Source organism: Azospirillum sp. B510 (assembly GCF_000010725.1).
In the GTDB taxonomy this organism is placed as follows: domain Bacteria; phylum Pseudomonadota; class Alphaproteobacteria; order Azospirillales; family Azospirillaceae; genus Azospirillum; species Azospirillum lipoferum_B.
In genome coordinates, this window is record NC_013854.1 from 1,868,725 (window position 1) to 1,892,677 (window position 23,953).

Here is a 23,953-nt window from a genome sequence, read left to right on the forward strand (position 1 = left end):
GGGCTCAGCCCTCCTGCGACGGTTCGGTCGAGGCTTCGGCGGACGGACGCGGGCGGGCCGAGCGCAGCATGAAGGCCGGCATATGATCACCGAAACCGATCACAACCACGTCATCGTCGTCATCGTCACGGCGGCGGCGGCGGTCACGGTCGCGATCACGGCGCGGCTCGCTGTTGCGGCGGGACTCGGCGGCGGCCAGCGATTCACGGGGCTGGCGCTCCTCCCGAACCGGACGCTCATCCCGAACCGGACGCTCCTCGCGCAGGGGCCGCTCCTCACGGGCGGCACGCTCTTCGCGAGGCGCCATCTCTTCGCGCGGGGCGCGTTCCTCACGGCCGCCACGGGGCGGACGGGCCTCGGAACGGGAGTCCGGCTTGGCACCACCACGACCTCCGCGGCCACGGCCACGAGCGCGGGAGCTGCTGTCTTCCTCGCCGAACTCGGCCGTCTCCAGGCCGTCGATGGCGATCATGGGAATCTCCCGCTTGATGAGGCGCGTGATGGCGCCGACCAGTTTCGTGTCATCCGGCGTCGCCAGCATGAAGGCGCGACCCTGCTTGCCGGCGCGGCCGGTGCGGCCGATCCGGTGGACATAGTCGTCGGGCGTCAGCGGCACGTCGAAATTGAAGACGTGGCTCAACCCCTGCACGTCGATGCCACGGGCGGCGACGTCGGAGCAGACGAGCAGCGTGATCTCACCCTGCTTGAAACGCTCCAGCGTCTCGGTACGCTTGGACTGGACCATGTCGCCGTGAAGCGCGCCGACATTGAAGCCATGACGTTCCAGCGACTTCTGCAACACGGCGATGTCGCGCTTGCGGTTGCAGAAGATGAAGGCGTTCTTGACGTCCTCGGTCTGCAACAGATGGCGCAGCGCCCGGCGCTTGTCCATCTCGTGGACCAGGGCCAGGGCCTGGGTCACCGTCTCGGCCGGGGAGGCCGGCGGCGCCACGGTGATCTCCATCGGATCGGTCAGGAAGGCATCGGCCAGGCGGCGGATTTCCGGCGGCATGGTCGCCGAGAAGAACAGGGTCTGACGGTTCTTCGGCAGCTTGCTGACGATGCGCTCGATATCGGGGATGAACCCCATGTCGAGCATGCGATCGGCCTCGTCGATGACGAAGACCTTGATGTCGTTCAGCATGATGTTGCCGCGCTCGAACAGGTCGATGAGACGGCCCGGAGTCGCGATCAGCACATCGACGCCACGGTCGAGCTTCTTCACCTGTTCGGTGAAGGTCTCGCCGCCGATCAGCAGCGCCATGCTGAGCTTGTGGTACTTGCCGTAGACTTCGAAGCTTTCCGCCACCTGGGCGGCCAGCTCGCGCGTCGGCTCCAGGATCAGCGAGCGCGGCATCCGCGCGCGGGCGCGGCCCGACGCCAGGATGCTGATCATGGGCAAGGTGAAGCTCGCCGTCTTGCCGGTGCCCGTCTGCGCGCAGCCCAGCACGTCGCGGCGTTGCAGGACACAGGGAATTGCCTGTTCCTGAATGGGCGTCGGTTGGGTGTAACCCTTGTCCTCGATGGCGCGCAGGACGTCAGGGCCAAGCCCAAGTTCCGAAAAAAGCATCCAACCTGTTTCTGTTCTGGAGTGCGCAAATCGAGCGTACGACGCCCGATGCCTGGATGAGGCCGAAGAATAGGAAGTCAAAGCTGCATGTCAATAGATCCGATGTTCCAATGCCGAAAAACCAGGTGAAAATGCGCCGCGTTGGCGAACTTCGCGCGCTGCGCTAGGTTGGGATCCGGCAGTGCCCGAGTCGCGGCGCTTGCCGGCATCCCTGAACGGGAGTGCCCGCCTCAAATGGAACGGTCGAGAGCATTTTATGATTCTGCGCGCCCAGGAATCGGTGCTGTTGGTGGTCGATGTGCAGGAACGGCTGCTGCCGGCCATCCACGACTCCGATCGCGTCATCCGCAACACCGGATCGTTGCTGAAGGGAGCGGCCGCGCTGTCGGTCCCGGTGCTGGTGACCGAGCAATATCCGCAAGGCCTGGGACCGACGGCGGCGGCGGTGCGCGCCCATCTGCCGGCCACCACGCCGGTGATCGAGAAGATCACCTTCGCCAGCACCGGCGAACCGGCCTTCAACCCCGCGATCGAGGCGCTGAAGCGCCCGCAGATCGTGCTGTGCGGGACGGAGGCGCATGTCTGCGTGATGCAGACCGCCCTCGGGCTGCTCCAGCGCGGCCACAAGGTCTATCTGGTGGCCGATGCCGTGTCGTCGCGCACCGCCGCCAACCATGCGATGGCGCTGGAGCGGATGCGCGCCGCCGGCGTCACCATCGTCACCACCGAAATGGTGCTGTTCGAATGGCTGGAGCGGGCCGGCACGCCCGTCTTCAAGGCCGTTCTGACGCTGATGAAGTGAACGCGGGAGAAAACACGATGTCGGAACGTCCCACCCTGATCCTGCTGCCCGGCATGCCGCTCGATGCGGCGCTGTGGGACCATCAGGTCCGTCATCTCGGCGATATCGCCGCTCCGCAGGTGGTTGAACTGGCAGACTGCTCCAGCATCGCCACGATGGCGTACAAGGTGCTGACCCAGGCGCCGGACCGATTCGCCGTCGCCGGCCTGTCGATGGGCGGCTATGTCGCCCTGGAGATTCTGCGCCGCGCGCCGGAGCGGGTGCGGCGGCTGGCCCTGCTCGACACCAATGCCCGCCCCGACACGGCCGAGGCGACGGCGACCCGGCGGGAGGCGGTGGCGCTCGCCCACCAGGGCCGCTATGGACAGGTCATCCGCGCCGCCCTGCCCCGCCTGATCCATCCCGACCGGCTGGCCGACGACGGCTTCGTCCGCTCGGTGCTGGCGCAGATGGAGCGGGTCGGCGTCGACGGCTATGCGCGGGAGCAGCAGGCGATCATCGACCGGCCCGACAGCCGGCCGGGCCTTGCCGCCATCCGCTGCCCGACGCTGGTGATCTGCGGGCGCCAGGACATCCTGACACCGCCGGCGCTGCATGAGGAAATGGCCGACGCCATCCCCAGCGCCCGGCTGGCGTTGATCGAGGCGTGCGGCCATCTGTCGGCGATGGAACAACCGCAGGCGGTCACCGCCCTGATGCGCGACTGGCTGCTGGGTGACTGACGCCGCGCAACCATCGACACGTCATCCTCAGCAGTTCGGCAGGCCACAGAACAGCTCGGCGCGCTGGGTCGGGAACAGCGACAGGGTCATATCGCTGATCAGGTTGCGGAAATCCGGATCGTCCGGACCCTGCGGCCGGTCGAGCCAGCCGGTGGCGGAGGTCAGCGCGCCACCGGACCGGCAGAAGGCGCCTTGCACGACGATGGGGCCGCCCGGCGGCGCGGTGGGGATCGGCCCCTCGGTGCAGAGGGCGGAATTCAGCATGGTCTCCGCGACGTTGAAGGCCAGCACCACCTTGTAGTCACGCCGCGCCGTGTCGTTGGGCGTTGTGGTCAGGTTGGTCTTCACGCCGAGAACGCGGTCCTGCATATGGGGCAGAACCGCTTCCGCGAAGCGGTCCGGCGGCAGGCCGAAGGGGTTGCCATGCAGCACGACGCGCAGATCGCGGTTACCCGCCGCATAGGCGACCTCGCTGCGCGTATAGGCCGGCGTCGGCTCGCTCGCCACCACCCGCTCATTGGTGCAGGCGGCGAGACCGCAGGCGCTCATCAGAAGGGCGGCGAAGGACGGGAGCATGCGCATGATGAGATCGTCCGTTGATGTCCCAGCACCGGATATGGGCAGCGCCGCCATCAGACGCGAGTGGTCGTATGGAAGCCCATCCCAACAGGCCGTGCCGGCAACGGTCATCGGGCAGCGGGAGGACTGCGATCCCTACACGTCGATGTCGTCGGCCTTCACGAACTTCGCGTTATCCTGGATGAACTTGAAGCGCAGCTCCGGCCGCTTGCCCATCAAATCCTCCACCAGCGACCGCGTGCGCTCGCATTCCGGCTTCTCCTCCGGATCGGCGGCGTTGGGCACGACCACCCGCAGCAGCGAGCGCTTGGACGGATCCATGGTGGTGTCGCGCAGCTGGGCCGGCATCATCTCGCCCAGGCCCTTGAAGCGGCTGATGTCGGGCTTCTTGCCCTTGAACATCTTCGCCAGCAGCTCGTCCTTGTGGGCGTCGTCGCGGGCGTAGACCTGCTTGTTGCCGTGGCTGAGCCGGTAGAGCGGCGGCAGGGCGAGATACAGGTGCCCCTCCTGGATCAGCCCCGGCATCTCGCGGTAGAAGAAGGTCATCAGCAGCGAGGCGATGTGGGCGCCGTCGACGTCGGCGTCGGTCATGATGATGACCCGCTCGTAGCGCAGCTTGTCGGTCGAGAAGTCCTTGCCGATGCCGCAGCCCAGCGCCTGGGTCAGGTCGTTCAGCTCCTGGTTGGCCTTCATCTTGTCGACCGACGCGCTGGCGACGTTCAGGATCTTGCCGCGCAGCGGCAGGATGGCCTGGGTCTCGCGCTGGCGCGCCTGCTTGGCGGAGCCGCCGGCCGAGTCGCCCTCGACCAGGAACAGCTCGGTCCCCTCCGGGGAGTTGCGCGAACAGTCGGCCAGCTTGCCGGGCAGGCGCAGGCGGCGGGTGGCCGACTTGCGCGTCATCTCCTTGGACTGCTTGCGGCGCGCCCGCTCCTCCGCCTTTTCGATCAGCCGCTCTAGCAGGCCGTTGGCGCTCTGCGGGTCACCGGACAGCCAATGGTCGAAATGGTCCTTCACCGCGGTCTCGACGAGGCGCTGCGCCTCCGCCGTCACCAGCTTCTCCTTGGTCTGGCCCTGGAAATGCGGTTCGCGGATGAAGACCGACAGCAGGACGCAGGCGTCGCCCATCACGTCGTCGGCGGTGACCTGCCCAGCGCGCTTGTTGCTGGTCAACTCGCCATAGGCCTTCAGGCCACGGGTCAGCGCGGTGCGCAGGCCGGCCTCGTGGGTGCCGCCGAGCGGCGTCGGCACCGTGTTGCAGTAGGTGTGGGAGAATCCCTCGTCATCGTCGGGCCAAGCCACCGCCCATTCCACCCGGCCCTGGCCATTGGGGAAATCGAGGGCGCCGGCGAAGGGCGACGGCGTCAGCGTCTTGCGGTCCTTCAGCGCGGCGTTCAGGTAATCCTGTAGCCCGCCGGGAAAATGCAGGGTCTCCGAGGCCGGCGTGGTGGCATCGACCGACAGCAGGGACGGGTCACAGGCCCAGCGGATCTCGACGCCACGGTAGAGATAGGCCTTGGAGCGCGCCAGCCGGTAGAGGCGGTGCGGCTCGAAATGGGCGGTCTCGCCGAAGATTTCCGGGTCGGCGTGGAAACGGATGGTGGTGCCGCGCCGGTTGACGTTGCCGCGATGAGCCAGCGGCCCCTGCGGCAGGCCGCGGCTGTACTCCTGGACATGGAGTTGCTTTTCGCGGGCGATCTCGACGGTCAGCCGGTCCGACAGTGCGTTCACCACCGACAGGCCGACACCATGCAGGCCGCCCGAGGTCTGGTAGACCTTGTTGGAGAATTTGCCGCCGGAATGCAGCGTGGTCATGATGACCTCCAGCGCCGACTTGCCCGGATATTTGGGATGGTCGTCGATGGGGATGCCACGCCCGTTGTCGCGCACCATCACCGTGCCGTCCGCGGCTAGTTCCAGGTCGATGCGGCTGGCATGTCCGGCCACCGCCTCGTCCATGGCGTTGTCCAGCACCTCGGCCACCAGATGGTGCAGCGCACGGTCGTCGGTGCCGCCGATATACATGCCCGGCCGGCGCCGGACAGGCTCCAACCCCTCCAGAACCTCGATGTCCTGGGCGGAATAGCTGTCGGCCTTGGGGGCCGTGTTCTCGAAAAGATCGCTCATGGCGGGATGATAGGAATTTCGTCAGGGGTGCGCAAGCGCATCCTGTGCCGTTTATAGTGCGTCGCCACAAGCTTTTGTGGACGAATTTTTTGTGAAGCCGGAGGACACATGAGCGCGGCGGACGGATACGACTTCGACAACGGCCCGGCGTTGCGGGCCATCGCCATGCCGGGGGACACCAACCCCAACGGCGACATCTTCGGCGGCTGGCTGCTGGCGCAGATGGATCTGGCCGGTGGCACGGTGGCGGTGCGGCGCAGCCATGGCCGCGTCGCCACCGTCGGCATCGAGGCGATGACCTTCCACAAGCCGGTCTTCGTCGGCGACGAGGTCAGCTGCTTCGCCCGGATCGAGAAGGTCGGCCGCACCTCGCTGCGTGTCCGCATCGAAACCTGGGTAAGGCGCGAACGCTCCGGCTCCGACCCGATCAAGGTGACAGAGGGCGTCTTCACCTATGTCGCCATCGGCGAGGACCGCAAGCCGCGCGAAGTGCCGCCGGAGTAAGGCCGCTCAGGCCGCCGGAGCCTTGACGAAATGCTGGTGGCCGTGGTCGCACTGGCCGCGCGCATGCTTGTCGTCGCAGCTTTCAGCGGAGGTCAGGCCGATCCAGCCATGCAGTGTGGTTGGATCGAAGCCGGCCTCGCGGCGATCGCCGACCTGGAGCAGCGGACGACGGATCAGCTCGCGGTCGGCCAGCAGCGCGGCCAGCGCCGCGGACTCGTCGAGGGCGTCGGGCTTCACCGCGCCGGACTTTACCGCCGCGGCCCGGCGGTTGAACCAGCCATCGACCTCCTTGTCACCAAAGAAGGCGCGCAATTCGTCCGCCGTCAGCTCGGCGGTGGCGAGGTCGCGCTCGATCAGCAGATGACCGGCGGCGGCCAGCTGCTGCTTCTGCTTGGCATTCGCCGGGCAACCGGCCAGTCCGTAGAAAATCACCTCGGCCATGGGGCTCTCCGCTGTCGGGGGGACGGTCCGGATCAAAGGGGGCAATCAGGACCGATTTCGTCCAGTCTAATGGCGCCGCAGCATGAAAAGGGGCGCGACAGAATGTCGCGCCCACATTTTTTATATGGGTATTTGGAGGCGCCCCGCAGGGCTCACTTCTGGAGACGCTTCAGCGCATCCTCGACGAACTGGTTGGTGTAGGTCTTGGACAGATCGATGCCGGCGGAGGCGACCGCCGGATCGAAGGCCTTCAGCACCTTCAGGGCGGCGTCGGCGCCATCCTGGGTGAAGCGGCCGTCCGGCGAGTAGGTCGGCTTTGAATGCTCGAAGGCCTGGGCATAGAGCGTCCTGTTGCCCAGGAAATACTCCTCCGGCAGCACCTTCAGCACATCCTCGGTGCTGGCCTTGTTCAGCCACAGCATGGTGCGGACGAAGACGTCGGCCAGCGCCTGGGTGGTCTTCGGGTTCGCCGCGATGAAGTCCGGCTTGGCATAGAGCACGGCGGCGGGATAGGGGCCGCCATAGACGTCGAGGGTGCCCTTTTCCGTCCGGGTGTCGGCCAGGATGGTGATGTCACCGTCGGCCTGGGCCTGGCTGATCACCGGGTCGAGGTTGACGATGGCGTCGATCTCGCCGCGCTTGATCGCCGCGATGGCGCTGGGGCCGCCGCCGACGCCGATGACCGACGCATCCTCCGGCTTCATGCCGAGCGAGGTCAGGACATGGTTCAGCATGAAGTTGGTCGAGGAGCCGGGAGCGGTGACGCCGACCTTCCTGCCCTTCAGGTCCTTCAGCGACTTGACGGTGCCGGAGCTGTTGACCGACGCCAGCACGATGCCGGGATAGCGGCCCAACTGCGTCACCGCGACGATGGGCTGGCCCTTGGCCTGCATCTGGATGGTGTGGTCATAGGCGCCGGTGACGACATCGGCCGAGCCGCCGATCAGCGCCTGAAGGCTCTTGGCGCCACCGCCGAAATCGCTGATCTCGACGGTCAGACCGGCCTCCTTGAAATAGCCCAGCCGCTCCGCCAGCGTCAGCGGCAGGTAATAGAGCAGCGGCTTGCCGCCGACCGCGATCTTGATGTCGGTCTTCTCCAGCTTCGGTTGCGCCGCGGCCATTCCCGCCGTCCCGAGAGTCAGGGCGACCGCGGCGGCCGCGATCAGCGATTTGAGCGTCATGGGGTTTCCTCCCTTTTTGAATGTCAGTGCTGCCCGCCGCCGCTGTCCTGCGGGCGCCAGTGCAGGAGCCGCCTTTCGATCATGGTGACGGCGGCGTCGATCAGGACGACGAAGATGGTCAGCACCAGCATGCCGGAGAAGACGCCGACCGTGTCGAACACCCCCTCCGCCTGATGGATGCGGTAGCCGAGCCCGGCGGCGGAGCCCAGATACTCGCCCACCACAGCACCCACCATGGCGAAGCCGACGGCGGTGTGCAGCGAGGAGAAGACCCAGGACAGCGCCGAGGGCAGATAGACATGCCGGAACAGGTCGCGGGAACTGGCGCCCAGCATGCGGGCGTTGGCCAGCACCACCGGGCTGACCTCCTTCACGCCCTGGTAGACGTTGAAGAAAACGATGAAGAAGACCAGCGTCACCCCCAGCGCCACCTTCGACCAGATGCCGAGCCCGAGCCACAGCGCGAAGATCGGCGCCAGCACCACGCGGGGCAGCGCGTTGACCGCCTTGATGTAGGGGTCGAAGACGACGGAGACCAAGGGCGCGCGGGCGAACCAGAAGCCGAAGGCGATCCCCGCCACCGTGCCGATGACGAAGGCCAGCGCGGTCTCCAACAGGGTGATGCCCAAGTGATACCAGATGACGCCCGAGGCGAAATCGGCCCAGCTGCGGGCCAGAACCGCCCCCGGCGTGCCGAAGAAGAAGGGGCTGAGGATCTTCATGTCGGTCAGGACATGCCAGACCAGGAAAAAGACGATCAGGACGCCCAGTTGCAGCAGCAGGATGACCGGGCGGCTGGGCAGGCGTTTGGCGTGGGATCTCATGATGTCGTCACCGCAGCTTGGTCTGGGCGTAGCCCTTCAGCACCTCGTCGCGCAGCTGCGCCCAGATCTCCCGGTGCAATGCCAGGAAGCGCGGGGTCATGCGGATCTCCGCCACGTCGCGCGGACGGTCGAGGTCGATGCGGTATTCGCCGATCAGCCGCGCCCCCGGCCCGGCCGACAGCACCAGAACCCGGTCGGACATGGAAATCGCCTCCTCAAGGTCGTGGGTAATGAAGACCACCGACTTGCGGTCGGCCGCCCACAGGTCGAGCAGCTCGTTCTCCATCATCTGGCGGGTCTGGACGTCGAGCGCCGAAAAGGGCTCGTCCATCAGGATGATCTTGGGATCGACGATCAGCGTCTGGGCCAAAGCCACGCGCTTGCGCATGCCGCCGGAGAGCTGGTGCGGGAAACGGTCGCCGAACCCCTCCAGCCCGACGCGGGACAGCCAGGGCAGCGCCCGCTCCCGCGCCTCCGCCTTCGCGACGCCGCGGAATTCCAGCCCGGCGGCGACATTGTCGAGCGCCGACTTCCAAGGCATCAGCGCCTCGGCCTGGAACATGTAGCCGGCCTTGGGATTGATGCCGGTCACCGGCTGGCCAAAGGAGAGCGCGCGGCCCTCGCTGGGCCTCAGCAGGCCGGCGGCGACATTCAGCATCGTCGATTTGCCACTGCCGGTCGGGCCGACGATCGACACGAACTCCCCATCGGCGACGGTGAAGCTGGCTCCCTGGACGGCGGTGTAGGATCGTCCCCGGCCGTCGGGTGAGGGAAAGGTGCAGGTCACGCCCTCAAGCTGGAGGGCGGGCGCCGCGGCGGCGGCATCGGCCATATCGGTGTGGTCCTTATCGTTCGGGCGATGCGCGCTGATTGGCGGATCCCTTTGGTTGGGAAGCCATACTGTCCGAAGAGAAGCATATCGGCAACCGCTTGAGATCTCCGTGGAATCCGAAAGGAGCCATTCCGCAAACGCACCGCTTACGGTGTCAAAGAAGGGACCTGGGTCCTTATCGGTTGCCGCGGCGGGCCACCCTCCCTCATCAATGCCTCCATCAATGGCATAGACCGAAAGCCAGCCCCCTTCCCTTCGCGGAGCCGCCATGCCCACGCTGCCGAAACGCCCGCTGATCGCGCTCGCCGTCCTGGCCGCCCTGCTCGCCGCGTGGCTCGGCTTCGCCGCCTGGTACGATCACAGCCGGCAGGCGGGTGAAAAGCCGGCCGGCTACAGCGCGCTGATCGAGCGGGCCGGGCGGGGCGAAATCGCGTCCATCACCTTCGCCAACGGCAGCGGCCACGCGGTCGCCACCGACGGCGGCCGCTATCGGGTCGTCATGCCGGTCACCGACGATCTGCTGAGGGAGATGCGCGCCCACAAGGTCGCCATCGCCTTTGACGAGGGTCCGGGCGGACTGATGGCGCAGACGGTGAGCGCGCTGGACCGCGCCGCGCCCTTTCTGGTGATGGCCCTGCTGATCGGCGGCCTGCTGATGAGCGGCGGCCAGTTCTTCGGCATGGGCCGCGCCACCCGCGTCCGGCCGGAGGATAGCCGGACAATCTTCGCCGACGTCGCCGGCGTGGACGAGGCGAAGGAGGAACTGCGGGAGACGGTCCAGTTCCTGAAGGACCCGCGCCGCTTCGCCATGGCCGGCGCCCGTGTGCCGAAGGGCCTCCTGCTGGTCGGACCGCCCGGCACCGGCAAGACCATGCTGGCCAAGGCGGCGGCGGGGGAGGCCGGCGTGCCCTTCTTCGCGGCGTCGGGGTCGGATTTCGTCGAGATGTTCGTCGGACTGGGGGCGGCGCGTGTCCGCAACCTGTTCAAGACCGCCCGCGCCAGCGCGCCCTGCATCCTGTTCATCGACGAGATCGACGCGCTGGCCGGCAAGCGCGGCGAATCGACCAGCCATTCCGAACGCGAGCAGACGCTGAATCAGCTGCTGGTGGAGATGGACGGCATCGTGGAGGGCGGCGCGCTGGTGGTGATCGCCGCGACCAACCGGGCGGAGATGCTGGACGCCGCCGTGCTCCGCCCCGGCCGCTTCGACCGTCACATCCATGTCGGCCTGCCCGATCTGGCCGGACGCGAGGCGATCCTGGCTGTCCATGCCGGCCGGCTGACCCTGGCCCCGGATGTCTGCGTCCGCACCGTGGCGCGGGGCACGCCGGGCTTTTCCGGCGCCGATCTCGCCAACCTGACCAACGAGGCGGCGCTGTCCGCGGCGCGCAATGGCCGTGTCGTCGTGACCATGGCGGATTACGAGTCGGCCAAGGACCGCGTGCTGATGGGCACCGAGCGCCGCAGCCTCGCCCTGTCGGCGCACGAACGGCGGCTGATCGCGGTGCATGAGGCCGGTCACGCGCTGGTGTCGCTACGCTGCCCGCAGGCCGACCCGATCCACAAGGCCACCATCATCCCGCGTGGCGGCGCGCTCGGCATGGTGGTGCGGCTGCCGGAGGGCGACCGGGTTTCGGTGTCGCGGGCCAAGCTGATGGCCGACATCGCCGTCGCCATGGCCGGCCGCGCGGCGGAGGAGATCGCCTTCGGCCCCGATCAGGTCACCACCGGCGCCGAGGCGGATTTCCGCGCCGCCACCGATCTCGCCCGCCGAATGGTCACCGCCTGGGGGATGAGCGGAGAGATCGGCCATGTCGCCCATGCGGCGGCGGAGCCGGGCACGCGGTCCGAACGGACCGCGTGGCGCATCGACGAGGAGGTCCGCCGCCTCACAGACGAGGGCATGGAGCACGCCCGCCACCTGCTGCGCACCAACCGCGCCGCGCTGGACGGCATCGCCGAGGCCCTGCTGGAGCGTGAGACCCTCGGCGGCGACGAGATCGCCGCGTTGGCCGAGCGACAACCGGAACGCGCCACCGAGGCGGCGTGAGACCGGTCGGAATGAGATCAAAAGAAAATTGCGTTTCTCCCGAAAGGATACGTCCCGCATTGCAGCAGAGGCGCATACCGGGGTAGACTGATCCTATTCCATCAAGAGTAACGCAAGAGGGACGCGATGACGGGGACGCTATCCCGCCGCATGGTTCTGAGGACCACGTTTCCTTTTCTTTGCGCCCTTCCCATCCTGTCCGCCCGCCCGGTCGCCGCGCAATCGGCGCCCGTCACCTTGCGGGTTGGCGCTTATGATTTTCCGCCCTATGTCGACGAATCGGGGGGGGGGGTCACACGGGACCTGCTGAATCTGTTCAACGCCGCGCAGAGCGCTTACCGATTCGAAATGGTCAGAACCGCCCCGCAGCGGCGTTATGACGATCTGGATCAGGGGCGGTTCGATATGATCGCCTTCGAAAGCAAGACCTGGGGGTGGCAGGACCGCCCCGTCGATGCGTCCCGCCCCTATCTGCGCGATGCCGAGGTGTTCGTCGCCAAGGCCGGGCCGGGAATCGACCAGCATTATTTCGACGATCTGACCGGCAAATCGATCTTGGGCCGACTCGGCTTTCACTATGCCTTCGCCGGCTTCAACGCCGATCCCAAGCAGCTTGAGCAGCGTTACCGCACCCGCGTGACGGTAACGCATGAAGGCAATGTCCGCAGCGTCGTCGCCGGCCGGGCCGACCTCGCCATCATCACCCGATCCTTTCTCACCCGCTTTTTGCAACGGGAGCCGGACCTTGCCCGTCAGGTCCTGGTGTCCGACCGCACCGACCAGATCTACGAACACACCATCCTGACCCGCCAGGGCGGCCCGGTGACCGTCGGCTGGATCGATGCGCTGCTCGACCGGCTGGAGGCCGGCGGGCAGTTGGAGGCGCTGTGGCGGCGAAGCGGGATCCTGGCGTGAGGCCGCGATTCTCTCTGCTGACGCGGGTGGCGGGGGTCATCCTGCTGACGACGGTAAGCATCGGGGCCGCCGCGTTGCTGCTGTCGGAGCGGATCGTCGAAGGGCAGCGTCACCAGGATCTCGTGCGCCGGGCAGAACTGGTCGCCGCGACCCAGGCCGATGCGCTGAGCGGCCCGGTCTGGGAGCTGGACGGCCGCAGCGCCCAGCGCATGATCGACGCGCTGACCGGCCGCGATCCGGCCATCCGCTCGATCACCGTCTTCGAGAACGACCGGGACGTGCCGCTGGCGCAGGCCACGGCAGGAGAAAGCGCCGGTATCGCGGAGAGCAGCGGACACGGATCCGGCCGGATCACGGTCAATCTCCCCATCGTCCTGCACGGGCGCGAGGGCCAGGTCCAGACGGTCGGACGTCTGCGCATCGTCTATTCGACGGCCGAGGTGCGGCAGACCACTCTGAGCGCGCTGATCCCGGTGGCGGGGCTGTTGCTGCTGTCGCTGCTGGCGGCGATGGCGGTGCTGGGACTGACGCTGGACCGGATGGTGCTGCGTCCGCTGCGCCGGCTGACCCAGCTGGCGCGCGCCATGGCGCAGGGCGATTACGGCGCCCGCATGCATGCCGGCCGGAGCGATGAGATCGGCCTGCTGGCCAGGGGCTTCAACCGGATGGCGGAAACCGTGCAGGACCATACCAGCACCCTGGAGAGCCGCGTGCGAGAGCGGACGGAGGCGCTGGCCGCCACCAACCGCGCCATCATGGACAGCATCAATTACGCCCAGCTGATCCAATCCGCCATCCTGCCTTCGGCCGATGCGTTGACCGCGGGCCTGACCGAACATTTCGTCCTGTGGCGCCCGCGCGACGTGGTCAGCGGCGACTTCTACCTCTGCCGCGAGGTGGCGGACGGCTTCGTCGTCGCCGTGGCCGACTGCACCGGGCACGGCGTGCCCGGCGCCTTCATGACGATGACCGCCAGCGCCATCCTGAACAACACGCTGGATCTGCTGGGCGCCGACGATCCCGCGGCGGTGCTCGCCACCGTCGACCGCAAGGTCCGCGCGACACTCCATCAGGAATGCGTGGCGCGCAGCGGGACCGACTGCTTCGACAATGGTCTGGATCTGGGGCTGTGTCACATCCGCCCGGCCGACGGGCGCCTGGTCTTCGCCGGCGCCCGCATTCCGCTGCTGATCGTCGCCGGCGGTCTGGTGACGGAACTGCGCGGCGACCGCCGCAGCCTGGGGTACCGTCCGACCATGATGGAAGGAGGCCGCCCGGTAGAGAGCGGCGATGATGCCGGGTCGCCCTTCACCAACCACAGCGTGACGCTGGAGCCAGGCCAGACCTTTCTCATGGGCACCGATGGCTTGCCGGATCAGAATGGCGGAGAGCATGGCCGCAGTTTCGGCCGCGCGAGGTTGCACGAGATGGTACGGCAGGGTGGAGAGGGTCCGCTCGACAGCCTGAAAAACGACCTGGAAATCTCCCTCGATCAGTTCCAGGCCGGCAGGGAACAGCGCGACGACATCACGCTGTTCGGCTTCCGTGTGCGGTCGGCCGGTGCCGGTGCCGTGTCCGCCCCGGAGTCCGGACGCAGGGCCGCATGAAGGCCTCTTAAAAATCCCTGGACCACGGCGCTGAATCTGTTACAGAGTTGTCACCATATGTGACATCTTGTGACGCAAACGAACCGCGCACGACTGAAACCCAGTCAAGTTTGTTTTAAAATTTATCCATTGCAGGGTATGTTGCAGCTGCCGAACTGGTTATAGGGAGAGCGTGGGCATGGCCGGTCCGACGATCGTCGTGGTCGAAGACGAGAATTCCCTGCGGTCCGATATGGTCGAGTATCTGTCGAGCTGCGGATTCGATGCGATCGGCGCACGCGACGGATCCGAGCTTGACCAGCTGCTGCAGACCCGCAATGCGGCCGTCGTCATCCTGGACGTCAATCTGCCGGATGAAGACGGTTTCAAGATCGCGGCCCGGCTGCGCGACCATCACGGCGCCGGCATCATCATGGTCACCGCCCGCAGCTCCACCGTCGATCGCGTGGTCGGGCTCGAAATCGGCGCCGACGCCTACCTGGTCAAGCCGGTCGAGCTCCGCGAATTGGAAGCGCAGGTGAAATCGCTGCTGCGCCGGATAAACGAGCGGGCCGCCGAAGCGGCGGCACAGGGCGCGAACGGCACCATGCCGGCCGAGTCCGTCAGCGACGGTGCGGACGAAGCACGTTGGTTGCTGGATCCCACGGAATGGAGCCTGACCAACCCGGCGGGTGTCCGCATCAGCCTGACCAGCATGGAAATGAAGCTGACCAGCCTGTTGGCGACCCAGGCCCGCAAGCCGGCGACGCGCGACCAGATCTCCCAGGCGCTCTACAATCGCCGCTGGAATCCGGAAGACCGCTCCATCGACACCGTCGTCGGCCGCCTGCGCCACAAGGTCGAGGGCGCGATCGGCGGCCCCGCCCCGCTGAAGTCGGTGCACGGCGTCGGCTATGTCTTTTCCGCGCCCATCCGGGTGGCGGGCACGGCATAGGGCTTGGTCAGGGCCGCTCCGGCGTGGCGTCCTGTCCCGCCCTGTCGGTGTCGGGAGTTCTGCGGGGAAATATCAGGATGAAGCTGGTGCCGCGGTCCGGCGCGCTATCCACCGTGATCGCCCCCATCAGCGCCCCCACGACCAAATTGTGGACGATGTGCAGTCCCAACCCGCTGCCGCCATGGCTCCGCGTGGTGGTGAAAAAGGGTTCGAACACCCTGGCACGATGTTCCTCGCTCATGCCACGGCCGTTGTCGGTAAAGCAGAGGCGAACGGTGTCGGGGTCCGGACACTGCGCCGTGATCGTCATGTCGCCAACCCGCCCGTCGGCAAACGCGTGGGTCAGGGCGTTCATCACCAGATTCGACAGGATCTGCGACAGCACGCCGGGATAACTGTCCAACTCCAGATCCACCGGACAGTCGACCGCCACCGCATGTCCGGACGGCCGAAGCTTCGGTTGCAGGCTGACCAGAGTGTCATGAATGCAGGCGGCAAGGTTGATGCTGCGCCGGAGGGCGCTGGTCCGATCGACCGCCACCTGCTTGAAGCCGGCGATCAGTTGGGCCGCCCGCTCGCAATTGCCCAGGATCAGGTCGGTGGTGTCGACAGCGGTGGCGAGATAGCGGGCGAATGCCGCCTTGCTCAGTTCCCCTTCCTCCGCCCGCCGGCGTATGGCTTGCGTGGAGTCGGCCAGATGCGACGCACAGGAAACGGCGATTCCGACCGGCGTATTGATTTCATGGGCGACACCGGCGACCAGCGCGCCAAGGGAGGCGAGTTTTTCCGACTGGATCATCGCCTCCTGCGCCTCGCGCAGCCTGTCCAGCGCCGCCTCCGCTTCGCTGCGCCGCCGGTCCAACTCATGATTCGCGTCGCTCAACTGGGCCTGAAGCCGGTCGCTGACCCGCACGAGGCGTCGCTGTTCCCGCGTGCTCAGTTCGAAGGCGGCAACAAGCTCGCGGAATTCCGGAAGGCAGTCCGGTGCCAGTTCGGCCAGCCTCTCCTCCATCGCATGGGCCTTGGCGAGGGCTTCCTCCTCGGCGGCGAAGAGATTGAAGCTCATGAATCGCCACCGGCGGGGATCTCCCGCATCTGAAAGGCGACGTGACGCAGATCCTCCGAGAAATCCTCGCCCAGTTCGCGCATCGAGTCGTCGTTCCTTTCGAAACACCAGCTCAGCGTCACCGGGCGACCCGTCCTGGCCACCGTCTCGAGCATCTGGAAGATGTTCATCAGCGCCTTGGCGCTGGAGCTATTGAAATAGAGGAGCTCCATGTCGAAACGAATCGCACCGCCATCCGGACGCTCCAGGAAGCCCCGCAGCGCCTCGAACACCGGACCGAAGAATGCGGCGACGTCGTCGGGATAGGACTCACCGGTCATGCGCAGATGGCCGGAGGCGAAATCGAAGGAAACGCCGGGCGTGCGTCCCGTGGCGGGGATGGACAAGCCGTCCATGACCGCTCGCTCGATTGGGCGGCTCATACCCGGACCTTCAGACAGAAGAAGCTGCGATCGGCGTCCATCGGGTCGAAATCATAGTCGATGGGGTCGCTGGCCCGACGGGCGATCTCGATCAGTCCCAGCGTGGCGCCGCGACTGCCATCGTCCGGCTCCTCCCGGAGCTGCTCACGGTAATAGCTCTTGATGCCGGCACGATCCAAGCTCTTGAGATGGTCCAGCCGTTCCTTCAGCCGGGGGACTTCGCTGTTCCGCACGGTGTTGCCGCAGACGATGAAGACCTTTCCGCCCTCCATACCGATGGTGACCATGCCGGCGCTCAGTTCCACCGCGCGCCCCACGCTGCCGGACATCTTTTCCGCCGAATAGCGGATGATGTTCTGCATCTGCTCGATGAAGACAGAGAAGACGCGACGGATGGTGGGTCCGTCCGCCTCCTCCAAAGCCATTTTCTCACGCAATGCCTCTCCAAGGGAATAAAGTATCCCTTCCGACAAGTACCCACTAAACGAGAACAGAATCCCCCTATCGTCGAGATCACGCTTTATCGACGCATATTGCTGGGCGAGCATGATTGCAGCCTGGGTTTCCATCAGCGCAGGAATTCCACCGACTATGTCACTCCCCGCTGCAAAGGGCCATAGTCTTTCAGATTGACGTGACATCACGCCGCCTCACACCGGGAACAGGATTCGGAAGGTCGATCCTGTTCCCGGTTCGCTATCGACCGCGACCGCGCCACCATGCAGGTGGACGATCTGCTGGACGGTATGCAGACCTATTCCCGTGCCGGGCACGCCGGACGCACCCGCGCCCCGGAAAAAGCGGTCGAACAGGCGTGGAAGTTCGCCTTCCGGAATACCGCGGCCCCGGTCCGTCACCTCGATCACCGCCATGGCGCCGTCGGTCTCGCCATGAAGATGGATCGGCCCCCCCGGTCCCGAATATTTCACGGCATTGTTGACGAGGTTGCTGAGAACCAGCGCGATCAGGTTCGCGTCGATTTCCGCCCGTCGCGGCAGCCCGTCCAGGGTCATCCGGAACTCGCGATCCGGATAGGCGACGCGGAAGGGCTGGACGACATTGCGGATCAGGTCGGGCAGATCGACCTCGGCAAGCTCCAGGACGAGCGCGTTCCGCTGCAGACGCTCGTCGGTCATATGCGCGTCGATCAGGCCTGTCAGGCGCTGCACGCTGCCGCGGATCACCGCCAGCCGCTCCAGCATCTCCGGCTCCACCTGCCCGGCCCGCATCGCCAGCAATTGGGCGGCGCTGTCGATGATGGCGAGCGGCGTACGGAATTCATGACTGACCATGCCCAGGAACTGCCGTTGCTGGTCACGCGCCTGCAATTCACGCTCCAACGCCCTTTCGACCCGCTCCTTCGCCAGGATCAGCGCCTTCTGATTGGCGGCGAGCTCGTCGGTGCGCTCCTCCACCCGCCGCTCCAGGGAGCGGTTCAGCGCCATCAGTTCCTCATACAGGCAGACATTGTCGAAACCGATGGCCACGCGGTTACAGAACAGCTCCAGCAACCGGTGTTCATCCGCCAGATAGGGCTCCGTCCGCTCCAGCCGGAAAACCGTCACGCCATGCTCGCGCGTACGGAAAACGAGGACGCATCGGTCATCATGGTAATGATTGCGCTGGCTCTGCAAGGCGTCCACCACCTCCGCCGCCGCACCGGCCGGCAGAACATCGCCGACCGGCAGGCCGATGCCGCGGGCGTAGGGACCCAGCCCGGCCACGACGGCGATCGTCCCGCAGCCGTCGCCGCGCTCGATCGCCCGGCAGGCCAGCACCGCCGGGGCGCTGCCATGGTCGACGACACGGGCGACCTGCTCCGCCAGACGTTCGACGAAGCTCCGCATCGGCAGCATCTCGAACAAGGGGGCGGAGGCGCTGAGGATCCGCTCCAATCCCTGCCTGTTGCGCTCGATCGTCACGATGTCGCGCCACGCGCGCAGAGCGCTGACCAGGGTGGTGAACAGGCGCTGCGCGGTCAGCTCGCTCTTGGCCTTGTAGTCGTTGATGTCGTAGCCGACGATGACGTCACGCTCCGGTGCCTGACCCGGCTGGCCGGTGCGCAGGATGATGCGCATCCGCCGGTTGCCCAGTTCCTCCCGGATGTGCCGGACCAGCTTCAGACCGGCATCCTCGGTCTCCATCACCACATCGAGGAGAGCGACGGGAAGAGTCGGCCGCCTGTCGAGAACCGCCTTCGCCTCTTCCGCCGACAGGGCGCTCACCACTTCGAACGGACGTCCGTCGAATTCGAAGTCGCGCAGCAACACCGCCGTCATGGCGTGGACCTGGGGATCGTCATCCACCACCAGAATGGGCCAAGGGGGAGCGTCCGGCCGCCGGGGGCTTGCCGTCTCCGTGGCACCATCCTCAGGGCCGAACAGCAGCTCATCATCCAGCTCCCTGTCCATGCCGACCATTCCCCACTCCCAAACCGATAGACACGACCAGCCCTGTCACCGGGCGATGGAACCACCGTACGATGCGGCTTCCAAGACAAAATCGGCCGATTGGCAGCATTGGTTTCAATTTGTCGCATATGAACGGAGAGTGTTTCTGAACATCGTGAATGATGAGGAAGATCTCATTACATCCCGACACGGCAGAACGGCGAAAATGCATGATGCGGACCGATAACGACCATGATGTCTCTGGCTGACGCCCCCTTTTTTGCCCTCCCCCTTTCAAGGCCGGCAGGCATCGAGCGGGCTTGGCAATATCCAGTTGAGAGCATGACACGTCGAGCCATGTCGGATAACCGGATTCACACCAACCATTCAGCGCATTGGTTGGGCGGTTTATCCCGACATAGCTGCCGGATGACGCGCGACAAACCTTCAGCTATCCTTCCGCCCACTCCCTTCGCGAATGGACCATTTTGCTCCGATGACCCCATCCGGCTTCGACCAGGATAAAGCTGCCGCTGGGAGCACCGTGATCGGGGGCCCTTCAGGCCGTGCCGGACGCAAGGCCGCTTCCCCGGCGATCATGGCCCTGCTGGCGGTCGCGCTGGTCGTGACCGTCGGCCTTCTGCTGTTCGCCGGCTGCCAGTACCGCAACCAGGTGATCGCCGAGGCGGAAAACCGCAGCGTCGCCATCGCGCGCGTCCTCGAGGAGCATGCGGCAAAGACGCTGGGCATCCACGCCACCACCCTGACACATCTGGAATGGATGGTGGATGACCTGGGGTGGGAACGGATCGACGCCTCTCCGCTGCTGTTCGAACGCCTGAAGACGATGGCGAGCCTGTCGCCGGAGGTGCAGTCCTATTGGATCACGGACGAGACCGGACGGGTCCGCGCCAGCAGCTTCGAATGGCCGATGCGGCCGATGACCGTGGGCGACCGCGAATATTTCCGCGCCCACCTCAATCCCGACGAAACATTCCACATCGGCCCGCGGCTGAGCGGCAAGATCGTCTCGGAGATTTTCTTCACCCTGAGCCGCCGGATGGAACTGCCCGACCGCCAGTTCCAGGGCGTGGTGCAGATCTCCCTGCTTCCCAGCTATTTCGCCGACTTCTACCGATCCGTCCTGCACGGCTCGCAGGATGTGATCCTGCTGATGCGCGAGGACGGGGAGGTGTTGGTCCGCACGCCCCAGAACACCCCCTCCGACATCCCCCGGATCGGACGTTTTCCGGAACTGATCACGGCGCCAGATAAGGACGGCGTCTTCCGCGCCGTCACTCCCCTGGATGGGGTGCAACGGGTGCTGGCCCGGCGCAAGGTGCCGGATCTCCCCGTCTATGTCATCTACGGCACCGACGCCGCTTCGATCGAGGCGGCTTGGCGCGACCGGGTGTTTCCCTATGCCCTGTTCGCGGTGCCGGCGCTGGGCCTGCTGGGCCTGCTTGGCGGTATCGCGCTGCGCCGCTCACATCAGGCGACCGACGCCCAGAGCGCGCTGGGGCGCGCGAACGAGGCGCTGGAAAGCCGCATCGCCGAGCGCACCCGCCATCTCGACCAGGCTCTGGCCGACAAGGAGATGCTTCTGCGCGACATCCACCATCGGGTGAAGAACAACCTGCAGGTCATCCTCAGCCTGCTGGAGTTGCAGGCTCAACGGGTACCGGAACTGGAAGCGCCATTCGGCGAGGCGCTGACCCGCATCAACACCATGGGACTGATCCACGAGCAGATATATCGCACCACCGGCGTTTCGGCGGTGGAACTGGACAATTTCGTCGCAGCGCTGGCCGAGCATCTCAACAGCTTCCACAGCCGCCCCGGCAGGACCATCGTCATCCGCCACCGGGTGGAGCCGCTCAGTCTCGACCTGAACCGGGTGGTGCCTTTCGCCCTGATCCTGAACGAAGTGGTGTCGAACGCCTACAAGCATGCGTTCACCGGGCGCGATTCCGGCTCCATCGAGATCATGGTGACGGCGAGGGACGGATCGTTGCGCCTGACCATCGAAGATGACGGCATCGGCTCCACCGAGCCCAAGGAACAGGCCACGCCGCGGCGGCGGTCCATGGGAATGGACCTGATCCGGGCCTTCACCCGGCAAATCCACGGTGAATACAGCTTCACCCGTGGGCGCGGCACGCGGTTCGACCTTGTCTTCCCGCAGGATGGCGATGCCGCCTAGCGGGCGATCGCTTCAGACGGAACCGTCGGAAGCGTGAATCGCACGGAAAATCAGGAAACTGGAATCCGTCCGATGCTTCAATAAGCATCGGACGGATTCTAGCGTTTGCCGCGCTTGTTCGGAGCGGGTTTGACCGCAACCGATCCGATGGAGATCGCCTTGGCGGAGTCGGTCATGGACGGTTTGGCCGTGATTGGAACAGCTGCCGCATCGCTCAGGGAAGCATCGGTCTTCGGCAGTTTTTCGGCGATACCATAGGCCAGTTCGCGTCGCCGCAACTCCGCCAGGATCTCGTCGGGAGCGATGTCGAGATCGGCGAGAAGCACAACCAGATTGTACAGAAGATCAGCCGATTCCATCACCAGGGCACCGCGGTCGCCGCGCATCGCCTCGATCGCGACCTCTATCGCCTCCTCCCCGACCTTTCGCGCCATTCGGCCACGGCCCTGCGCCAGCAGCTTCGCCGTGCGGGAGGCTTCCGGAAAGGCGGAGGGTTCGCGCCGCAGGGCTTGCACGGCGTCATACAGACTGCGGAGCGGATCGGGACCGATATATTGAACCATAAGCGTGAGATCGTCTTTCCGGCTGCGCTTTCAAGATGTTGATCGAACGTTCAAATATCTTGGCGACGCCACTGGCGCAATCGGAACCGAATGGGCCGTAGGGAAAGGCGTGCAAGATTAGTTTGTGACGCTGATTTATCGTATAGTTGATGATACGCAGGGGGAAATCTCTGTGCAGCTGTAATTTTTACAGCATCCAGCAATGCAAAGGCAACGCATTTGGCATTGGGTATACCAGTATATAGTCTCCTCAACAGCCCGATGGAGACGACGATGACCACCACCACTTTCCAGCCCGGCACCGACAACCACGCTTCGACCGATGCTCTGCATGCTGTCGCCGAATTCCCGGTCGCCTGGTTCGAAGCCACCCCGGCCTATCTGGTTCTGCGCCCGGTCGGCGCCTTCCTCGGCAACTGGGTCGCCGCCACGCCGGCCGGCATGCTGCTCGGCATGCTGAAGCGCTGACACCGTTCCACGTACTCACGACCCCATTCGACGGAGACGATCATGAGCATCCTCAGCCTTCATCACGGCGTCCATGGCGACAGCCAAGCCCTGCATCCGGTTCGCGATTTCGCCGCGGACTGGCTGCACGCCACCCCCGCCGCCATCCTGCTGCGCCCGGTCGGCGCCTTTCTGACGGACTGGGCCAAGGCCACCCCGATGGCGATCCTGTTCCGCTCCCTGCACCGCTGATCCAACGGCCCTTTTCCGGGCGTACGAACAAGAATAGCGTTTCAAAAGGCGACCGCGGCACGGCCCTACCGATCGGGCGGCCGCGGCCTTTTCATTTTTAAGGTCTGTTTTCCGTCGGTGCGCTCAAGCGCCGCCGCGGACATCCTCGACCATCATCTCCAACCGTGACAGGTCGCGCACCACCAGCGCATCCGGTCGGCGTTCCAGCAATCCATCGCGGGTCAGATCGCTCAACACCCTGGCCACGGTCTCGCGGGTGGTGCTGACGCGGGCGGCGATGTCGGAATGGACCGGGATCGGCGTTATGAGCGCGCAAGCGCCCTGCCGCGATCCACGCTTGGCAAGGCGCAGCAGTTCGGCATGGACACGGTTGTTGGCGCCCAGCGTCGACAATTCAATGATACGGTCGGTGGCGCCGCGCAGCTTGTCGCACAGACGCAGCATCATCGCCATCGCCAGATCCGGATGGGTCGCCACCAGATGCTGGAAGGGCCTCGCCGGCAGGAAGGCGATCAATGCCCCCTCCCCAAGGGCCACGACAGAGGCCGAGCGGGGGCGGCCATCCAGCGCCGACATCTCCCCCACCAACTCACCCGCCTCGACATCGCTGAAGCTGATTTCGCGCCCACCGGCCGAATGGCTGAGCACCCGCACCCGCCCTTCCACCACGAAGGCGGCGTCACGGGTGTCGGCCCAATGGTCGATCAGTTGTTCGTCGGGAGCAAATCGGCGCCAACGGCACTGACGCGCCACCGCCGCCCGCTGGTCGGGGCTCAACGGGCGCAGCAGCGCGATCCGGTCCAATCCGGCGGGCGGGATGCCGGGCGGGCTTTCGGGAATGGTCATGTCGGCCTTGCCCACAGGGCTGTTCCGGCTCCGCTCCGGACTGTTCGTTGCGTCAAAAGGATAGCGCGACCTGCGCAAAGGTGGAAGGCGCTGTAACCAATGGCCGGTGTCAACCCTCCGTTAACGCCGAACGCGCAGAAGGAAACCACGTCTCGCCGACACATCCGTCATCGGCACCCCACCCAATCGTTGCCGGAGCGCCTGCCATGCCCCGCCTGTTCCCCGTGCCCAAAGCCAACCGCATCGATCGGCAACGACTGCTATCGGTCGCCCTGATCCCTTTCGCCGCGGCCATCGCCATGGCGAGCACGGTCGCCGCCACCGGGATCACCGCCAGCCCGTTGGGCGAAGCGCGCAGCACGCTGGGCTTCCTGCTGGATTTCGTCGAGTTCTGCTATCTCGCCGTCGCCATGGCCCATCTCTCGGGCGCCATCGCCGACCACAGCTGCGGCAGCTTGGCCGCCGGCCTGTCGATCGATGAGTATGACGCGCCGGAACCGATGTCACGGGACGAGTTCTGGCGCGCCTTCCCCAACCATGTCGACGGCGCCGCCATCGCCGGGGCCGTTACCCTGCTATGCGTGATCGGGGGAGCGCTGATCGGCTGAGATCGGCCGGCAAAAACCCAGCTTCGCGAATGCGATGGTTGAGAGCCGGCTGCACTTGCCCCACTATGTCA

24 protein-coding genes are annotated in these 23,953 nt (G+C 66.0%); 11 read left to right on the plus strand and 13 right to left on the minus strand.

Translation table 11 applies throughout. The annotated features are described in order from the left end of the window. Positions 1–4: 4 nt before the first annotated feature. A complete protein-coding gene (locus AZL_RS08650; protein WP_012974250.1) occupies positions 5–1,570 on the minus strand; it encodes a DEAD/DEAH box helicase in 1,566 nt (521 codons plus the stop codon). Positions 1,571–1,826: 256 nt separating this feature from the next. Between AZL_RS08650 and AZL_RS08655 the strand changes: the two genes are divergently transcribed. Both AZL_RS08655 and AZL_RS08660 read left to right on the plus strand, forming a co-directional pair. Next, positions 1,827–2,372, plus strand: coding sequence for a hydrolase (locus AZL_RS08655; RefSeq protein ID WP_012974251.1), 546 nt, complete (start codon positions 1,827–1,829; stop codon positions 2,370–2,372). A 17-nt stretch (positions 2,373–2,389) separates the two neighbouring features. Continuing rightward, positions 2,390–3,094, plus strand: a complete 705-nt coding sequence (locus tag AZL_RS08660; protein WP_012974252.1) for an alpha/beta fold hydrolase — start codon at positions 2,390–2,392, stop codon at positions 3,092–3,094. A gap of 27 nt (positions 3,095–3,121) precedes the next feature. Here the strand turns inward: AZL_RS08660 and AZL_RS08665 are convergent, their stop codons facing one another. Both AZL_RS08665 and parE read right to left on the minus strand, forming a co-directional pair. Continuing rightward, complete coding sequence (locus AZL_RS08665; protein ID WP_042442833.1) at positions 3,122–3,676, minus strand: hypothetical protein; 555 nt, start codon at positions 3,674–3,676, stop codon at positions 3,122–3,124. A gap of 132 nt (positions 3,677–3,808) precedes the next feature. Beyond that, positions 3,809–5,797, minus strand: coding sequence for a DNA topoisomerase IV subunit B (parE, locus tag AZL_RS08670; protein ID WP_012974254.1), 1,989 nt, complete (start codon positions 5,795–5,797; stop codon positions 3,809–3,811). A 108-nt stretch (positions 5,798–5,905) separates the two neighbouring features. On the opposite strand from parE, the gene AZL_RS08675 reads away from it, so the two are divergent. Beyond that, entirely contained in the window at positions 5,906–6,301 is a 396-nt protein-coding gene (locus tag AZL_RS08675; protein ID WP_012974255.1) for an acyl-CoA thioesterase, read from the plus strand. A gap of 6 nt (positions 6,302–6,307) precedes the next feature. On the opposite strand, the gene AZL_RS08680 is transcribed toward AZL_RS08675, so the two are convergent. The 4 genes from AZL_RS08680 to AZL_RS08695 all read right to left on the minus strand — a co-directional run bounded on the left by AZL_RS08680 (position 6,308) and on the right by AZL_RS08695 (position 9,579). Beyond that, the gene (locus AZL_RS08680; protein WP_012974256.1) at positions 6,308–6,742 is read right to left on the minus strand and encodes an ArsC/Spx/MgsR family protein; all 435 of its coding nucleotides are present in this window, start codon (positions 6,740–6,742) and stop codon (positions 6,308–6,310) included. 152 nt (positions 6,743–6,894) lie between these two features. Next, on the minus strand, positions 6,895–7,923 hold the full coding sequence (locus AZL_RS08685) for an ABC transporter substrate-binding protein (protein WP_012974257.1): 1,029 nt from the start codon (positions 7,921–7,923) through the stop codon (positions 6,895–6,897). Between the two features lie 23 nt (positions 7,924–7,946). Then, positions 7,947–8,747, minus strand: coding sequence for an ABC transporter permease (locus AZL_RS08690; protein ID WP_012974258.1), 801 nt, complete (start codon positions 8,745–8,747; stop codon positions 7,947–7,949). Between the two features lie 7 nt (positions 8,748–8,754). Continuing rightward, positions 8,755–9,579, minus strand: a complete 825-nt coding sequence (locus AZL_RS08695; RefSeq protein WP_012974259.1) for an ABC transporter ATP-binding protein — start codon at positions 9,577–9,579, stop codon at positions 8,755–8,757. Positions 9,580–9,847: 268 nt separating this feature from the next. Here AZL_RS08695 and ftsH point away from each other — a divergent pair, with 268 nt between their 5' ends. From ftsH to AZL_RS08715, 4 genes are all read left to right on the plus strand, one after another. Beyond that, on the plus strand, positions 9,848–11,629 hold the full coding sequence (ftsH, locus tag AZL_RS08700; RefSeq protein WP_012974260.1) for an ATP-dependent zinc metalloprotease FtsH: 1,782 nt from the start codon (positions 9,848–9,850) through the stop codon (positions 11,627–11,629). Positions 11,630–11,779: 150 nt separating this feature from the next. Beyond that, the gene (locus tag AZL_RS08705) at positions 11,780–12,544 is read left to right on the plus strand and encodes a transporter substrate-binding domain-containing protein (protein ID WP_247894330.1); all 765 of its coding nucleotides are present in this window, start codon (positions 11,780–11,782) and stop codon (positions 12,542–12,544) included. Continuing rightward, on the plus strand, positions 12,541–14,151 hold the full coding sequence (locus AZL_RS08710; RefSeq protein WP_148219259.1) for a SpoIIE family protein phosphatase: 1,611 nt from the start codon (positions 12,541–12,543) through the stop codon (positions 14,149–14,151). The genes AZL_RS08705 and AZL_RS08710 overlap by 4 nt, the downstream gene beginning before the upstream one ends. Positions 14,152–14,329: 178 nt before the next feature. Continuing rightward, positions 14,330–15,085, plus strand: coding sequence for a response regulator transcription factor (locus AZL_RS08715; RefSeq protein ID WP_042442835.1), 756 nt, complete (start codon positions 14,330–14,332; stop codon positions 15,083–15,085). A 7-nt stretch (positions 15,086–15,092) separates the two neighbouring features. On the opposite strand, the gene AZL_RS08720 is transcribed toward AZL_RS08715, so the two are convergent. From AZL_RS08720 to AZL_RS08735, 4 genes are all read right to left on the minus strand, one after another. Next, complete coding sequence (locus tag AZL_RS08720; RefSeq protein ID WP_012974264.1) at positions 15,093–16,151, minus strand: sensor histidine kinase; 1,059 nt, start codon at positions 16,149–16,151, stop codon at positions 15,093–15,095. Beyond that, complete coding sequence (locus tag AZL_RS08725; protein WP_012974265.1) at positions 16,148–16,546, minus strand: DUF1987 domain-containing protein; 399 nt, start codon at positions 16,544–16,546, stop codon at positions 16,148–16,150. Before AZL_RS08725 ends, AZL_RS08720 begins: the two co-directional genes overlap by 4 nt. Before the next feature lie 23 nt (positions 16,547–16,569). Further along, the gene (locus AZL_RS08730; protein WP_247894177.1) at positions 16,570–17,142 is read right to left on the minus strand and encodes a SiaB family protein kinase; all 573 of its coding nucleotides are present in this window, start codon (positions 17,140–17,142) and stop codon (positions 16,570–16,572) included. 81 nt (positions 17,143–17,223) lie between these two features. Beyond that, a complete protein-coding gene (locus AZL_RS08735; protein ID WP_247894178.1) occupies positions 17,224–18,984 on the minus strand; it encodes a sensor histidine kinase in 1,761 nt (586 codons plus the stop codon). Positions 18,985–19,507: 523 nt separating this feature from the next. Between AZL_RS08735 and AZL_RS08740 the strand changes: the two genes are divergently transcribed. Further along, on the plus strand, positions 19,508–21,166 hold the full coding sequence (locus AZL_RS08740) for a sensor histidine kinase (protein WP_247894179.1): 1,659 nt from the start codon (positions 19,508–19,510) through the stop codon (positions 21,164–21,166). A 98-nt stretch (positions 21,167–21,264) separates the two neighbouring features. Here AZL_RS08740 and hisE read toward each other — a convergent pair whose 3' ends face one another. Further along, positions 21,265–21,681, minus strand: coding sequence for a phosphoribosyl-ATP diphosphatase (gene hisE / locus AZL_RS08745; RefSeq protein ID WP_247894180.1), 417 nt, complete (start codon positions 21,679–21,681; stop codon positions 21,265–21,267). Between the two features lie 321 nt (positions 21,682–22,002). Here hisE and AZL_RS08750 point away from each other — a divergent pair, with 321 nt between their 5' ends. Next, a complete protein-coding gene (locus AZL_RS08750) occupies positions 22,003–22,197 on the plus strand; it encodes a hypothetical protein (protein ID WP_042442838.1) in 195 nt (64 codons plus the stop codon). A 42-nt stretch (positions 22,198–22,239) separates the two neighbouring features. Then, positions 22,240–22,428, plus strand: a complete 189-nt coding sequence (locus AZL_RS08755; protein ID WP_012974271.1) for a hypothetical protein — start codon at positions 22,240–22,242, stop codon at positions 22,426–22,428. Positions 22,429–22,551: 123 nt separating this feature from the next. On the opposite strand, the gene AZL_RS08760 is transcribed toward AZL_RS08755, so the two are convergent. Beyond that, positions 22,552–23,274, minus strand: a complete 723-nt coding sequence (locus tag AZL_RS08760) for a Crp/Fnr family transcriptional regulator (RefSeq protein WP_042443675.1) — start codon at positions 23,272–23,274, stop codon at positions 22,552–22,554. A gap of 206 nt (positions 23,275–23,480) precedes the next feature. Here AZL_RS08760 and AZL_RS08765 point away from each other — a divergent pair, with 206 nt between their 5' ends. After that, positions 23,481–23,882 (plus strand): hypothetical protein, encoded by a 402-nt coding sequence (locus AZL_RS08765; protein WP_148219261.1) that lies wholly within the window; start codon positions 23,481–23,483, stop codon positions 23,880–23,882. Positions 23,883–23,953: the final 71 nt, after the last annotated feature.

Bases quoted from the DNA above. Each gene is read 5' to 3' on its own strand.
- AZL_RS08650 (WP_012974250.1), bottom strand. From the start codon at position 1,570: ATGCTTTTTTCGGAACTTGGGCTTGGCCCTGACGTCCTGCGCGCCATC.
- AZL_RS08655 (WP_012974251.1), top strand. From the start codon at position 1,827: ATGATTCTGCGCGCCCAGGAATCGGTGCTGTTGGTGGTCGATGTGCAG.
- AZL_RS08660 (WP_012974252.1), top strand. From the start codon at position 2,390: ATGTCGGAACGTCCCACCCTGATCCTGCTGCCCGGCATGCCGCTCGAT.
- AZL_RS08665 (WP_042442833.1), bottom strand. From the start codon at position 3,676: ATGCGCATGCTCCCGTCCTTCGCCGCCCTTCTGATGAGCGCCTGCGGT.
- parE (WP_012974254.1), bottom strand. From the start codon at position 5,797: ATGAGCGATCTTTTCGAGAACACGGCCCCCAAGGCCGACAGCTATTCC.
- AZL_RS08675 (WP_012974255.1), top strand. From the start codon at position 5,906: ATGAGCGCGGCGGACGGATACGACTTCGACAACGGCCCGGCGTTGCGG.
- AZL_RS08680 (WP_012974256.1), bottom strand. From the start codon at position 6,742: ATGGCCGAGGTGATTTTCTACGGACTGGCCGGTTGCCCGGCGAATGCC.
- AZL_RS08685 (WP_012974257.1), bottom strand. From the start codon at position 7,923: ATGACGCTCAAATCGCTGATCGCGGCCGCCGCGGTCGCCCTGACTCTC.
- AZL_RS08690 (WP_012974258.1), bottom strand. From the start codon at position 8,747: ATGAGATCCCACGCCAAACGCCTGCCCAGCCGCCCGGTCATCCTGCTG.
- AZL_RS08695 (WP_012974259.1), bottom strand. From the start codon at position 9,579: ATGGCCGATGCCGCCGCCGCGGCGCCCGCCCTCCAGCTTGAGGGCGTG.
- ftsH (WP_012974260.1), top strand. From the start codon at position 9,848: ATGCCCACGCTGCCGAAACGCCCGCTGATCGCGCTCGCCGTCCTGGCC.
- AZL_RS08705 (WP_247894330.1), top strand. From the start codon at position 11,780: ATGGTTCTGAGGACCACGTTTCCTTTTCTTTGCGCCCTTCCCATCCTG.
- AZL_RS08715 (WP_042442835.1), top strand. From the start codon at position 14,330: ATGGCCGGTCCGACGATCGTCGTGGTCGAAGACGAGAATTCCCTGCGG.
- AZL_RS08720 (WP_012974264.1), bottom strand. From the start codon at position 16,151: ATGAGCTTCAATCTCTTCGCCGCCGAGGAGGAAGCCCTCGCCAAGGCC.
- AZL_RS08725 (WP_012974265.1), bottom strand. From the start codon at position 16,546: ATGGACGGCTTGTCCATCCCCGCCACGGGACGCACGCCCGGCGTTTCC.
- AZL_RS08730 (WP_247894177.1), bottom strand. From the start codon at position 17,142: ATGGAAACCCAGGCTGCAATCATGCTCGCCCAGCAATATGCGTCGATA.
- AZL_RS08735 (WP_247894178.1), bottom strand. From the start codon at position 18,984: ATGGACAGGGAGCTGGATGATGAGCTGCTGTTCGGCCCTGAGGATGGT.
- AZL_RS08750 (WP_042442838.1), top strand. From the start codon at position 22,003: ATGACCACCACCACTTTCCAGCCCGGCACCGACAACCACGCTTCGACC.
- AZL_RS08755 (WP_012974271.1), top strand. From the start codon at position 22,240: ATGAGCATCCTCAGCCTTCATCACGGCGTCCATGGCGACAGCCAAGCC.
- AZL_RS08760 (WP_042443675.1), bottom strand. From the start codon at position 23,274: ATGACCATTCCCGAAAGCCCGCCCGGCATCCCGCCCGCCGGATTGGAC.
- AZL_RS08765 (WP_148219261.1), top strand. From the start codon at position 23,481: ATGCCCCGCCTGTTCCCCGTGCCCAAAGCCAACCGCATCGATCGGCAA.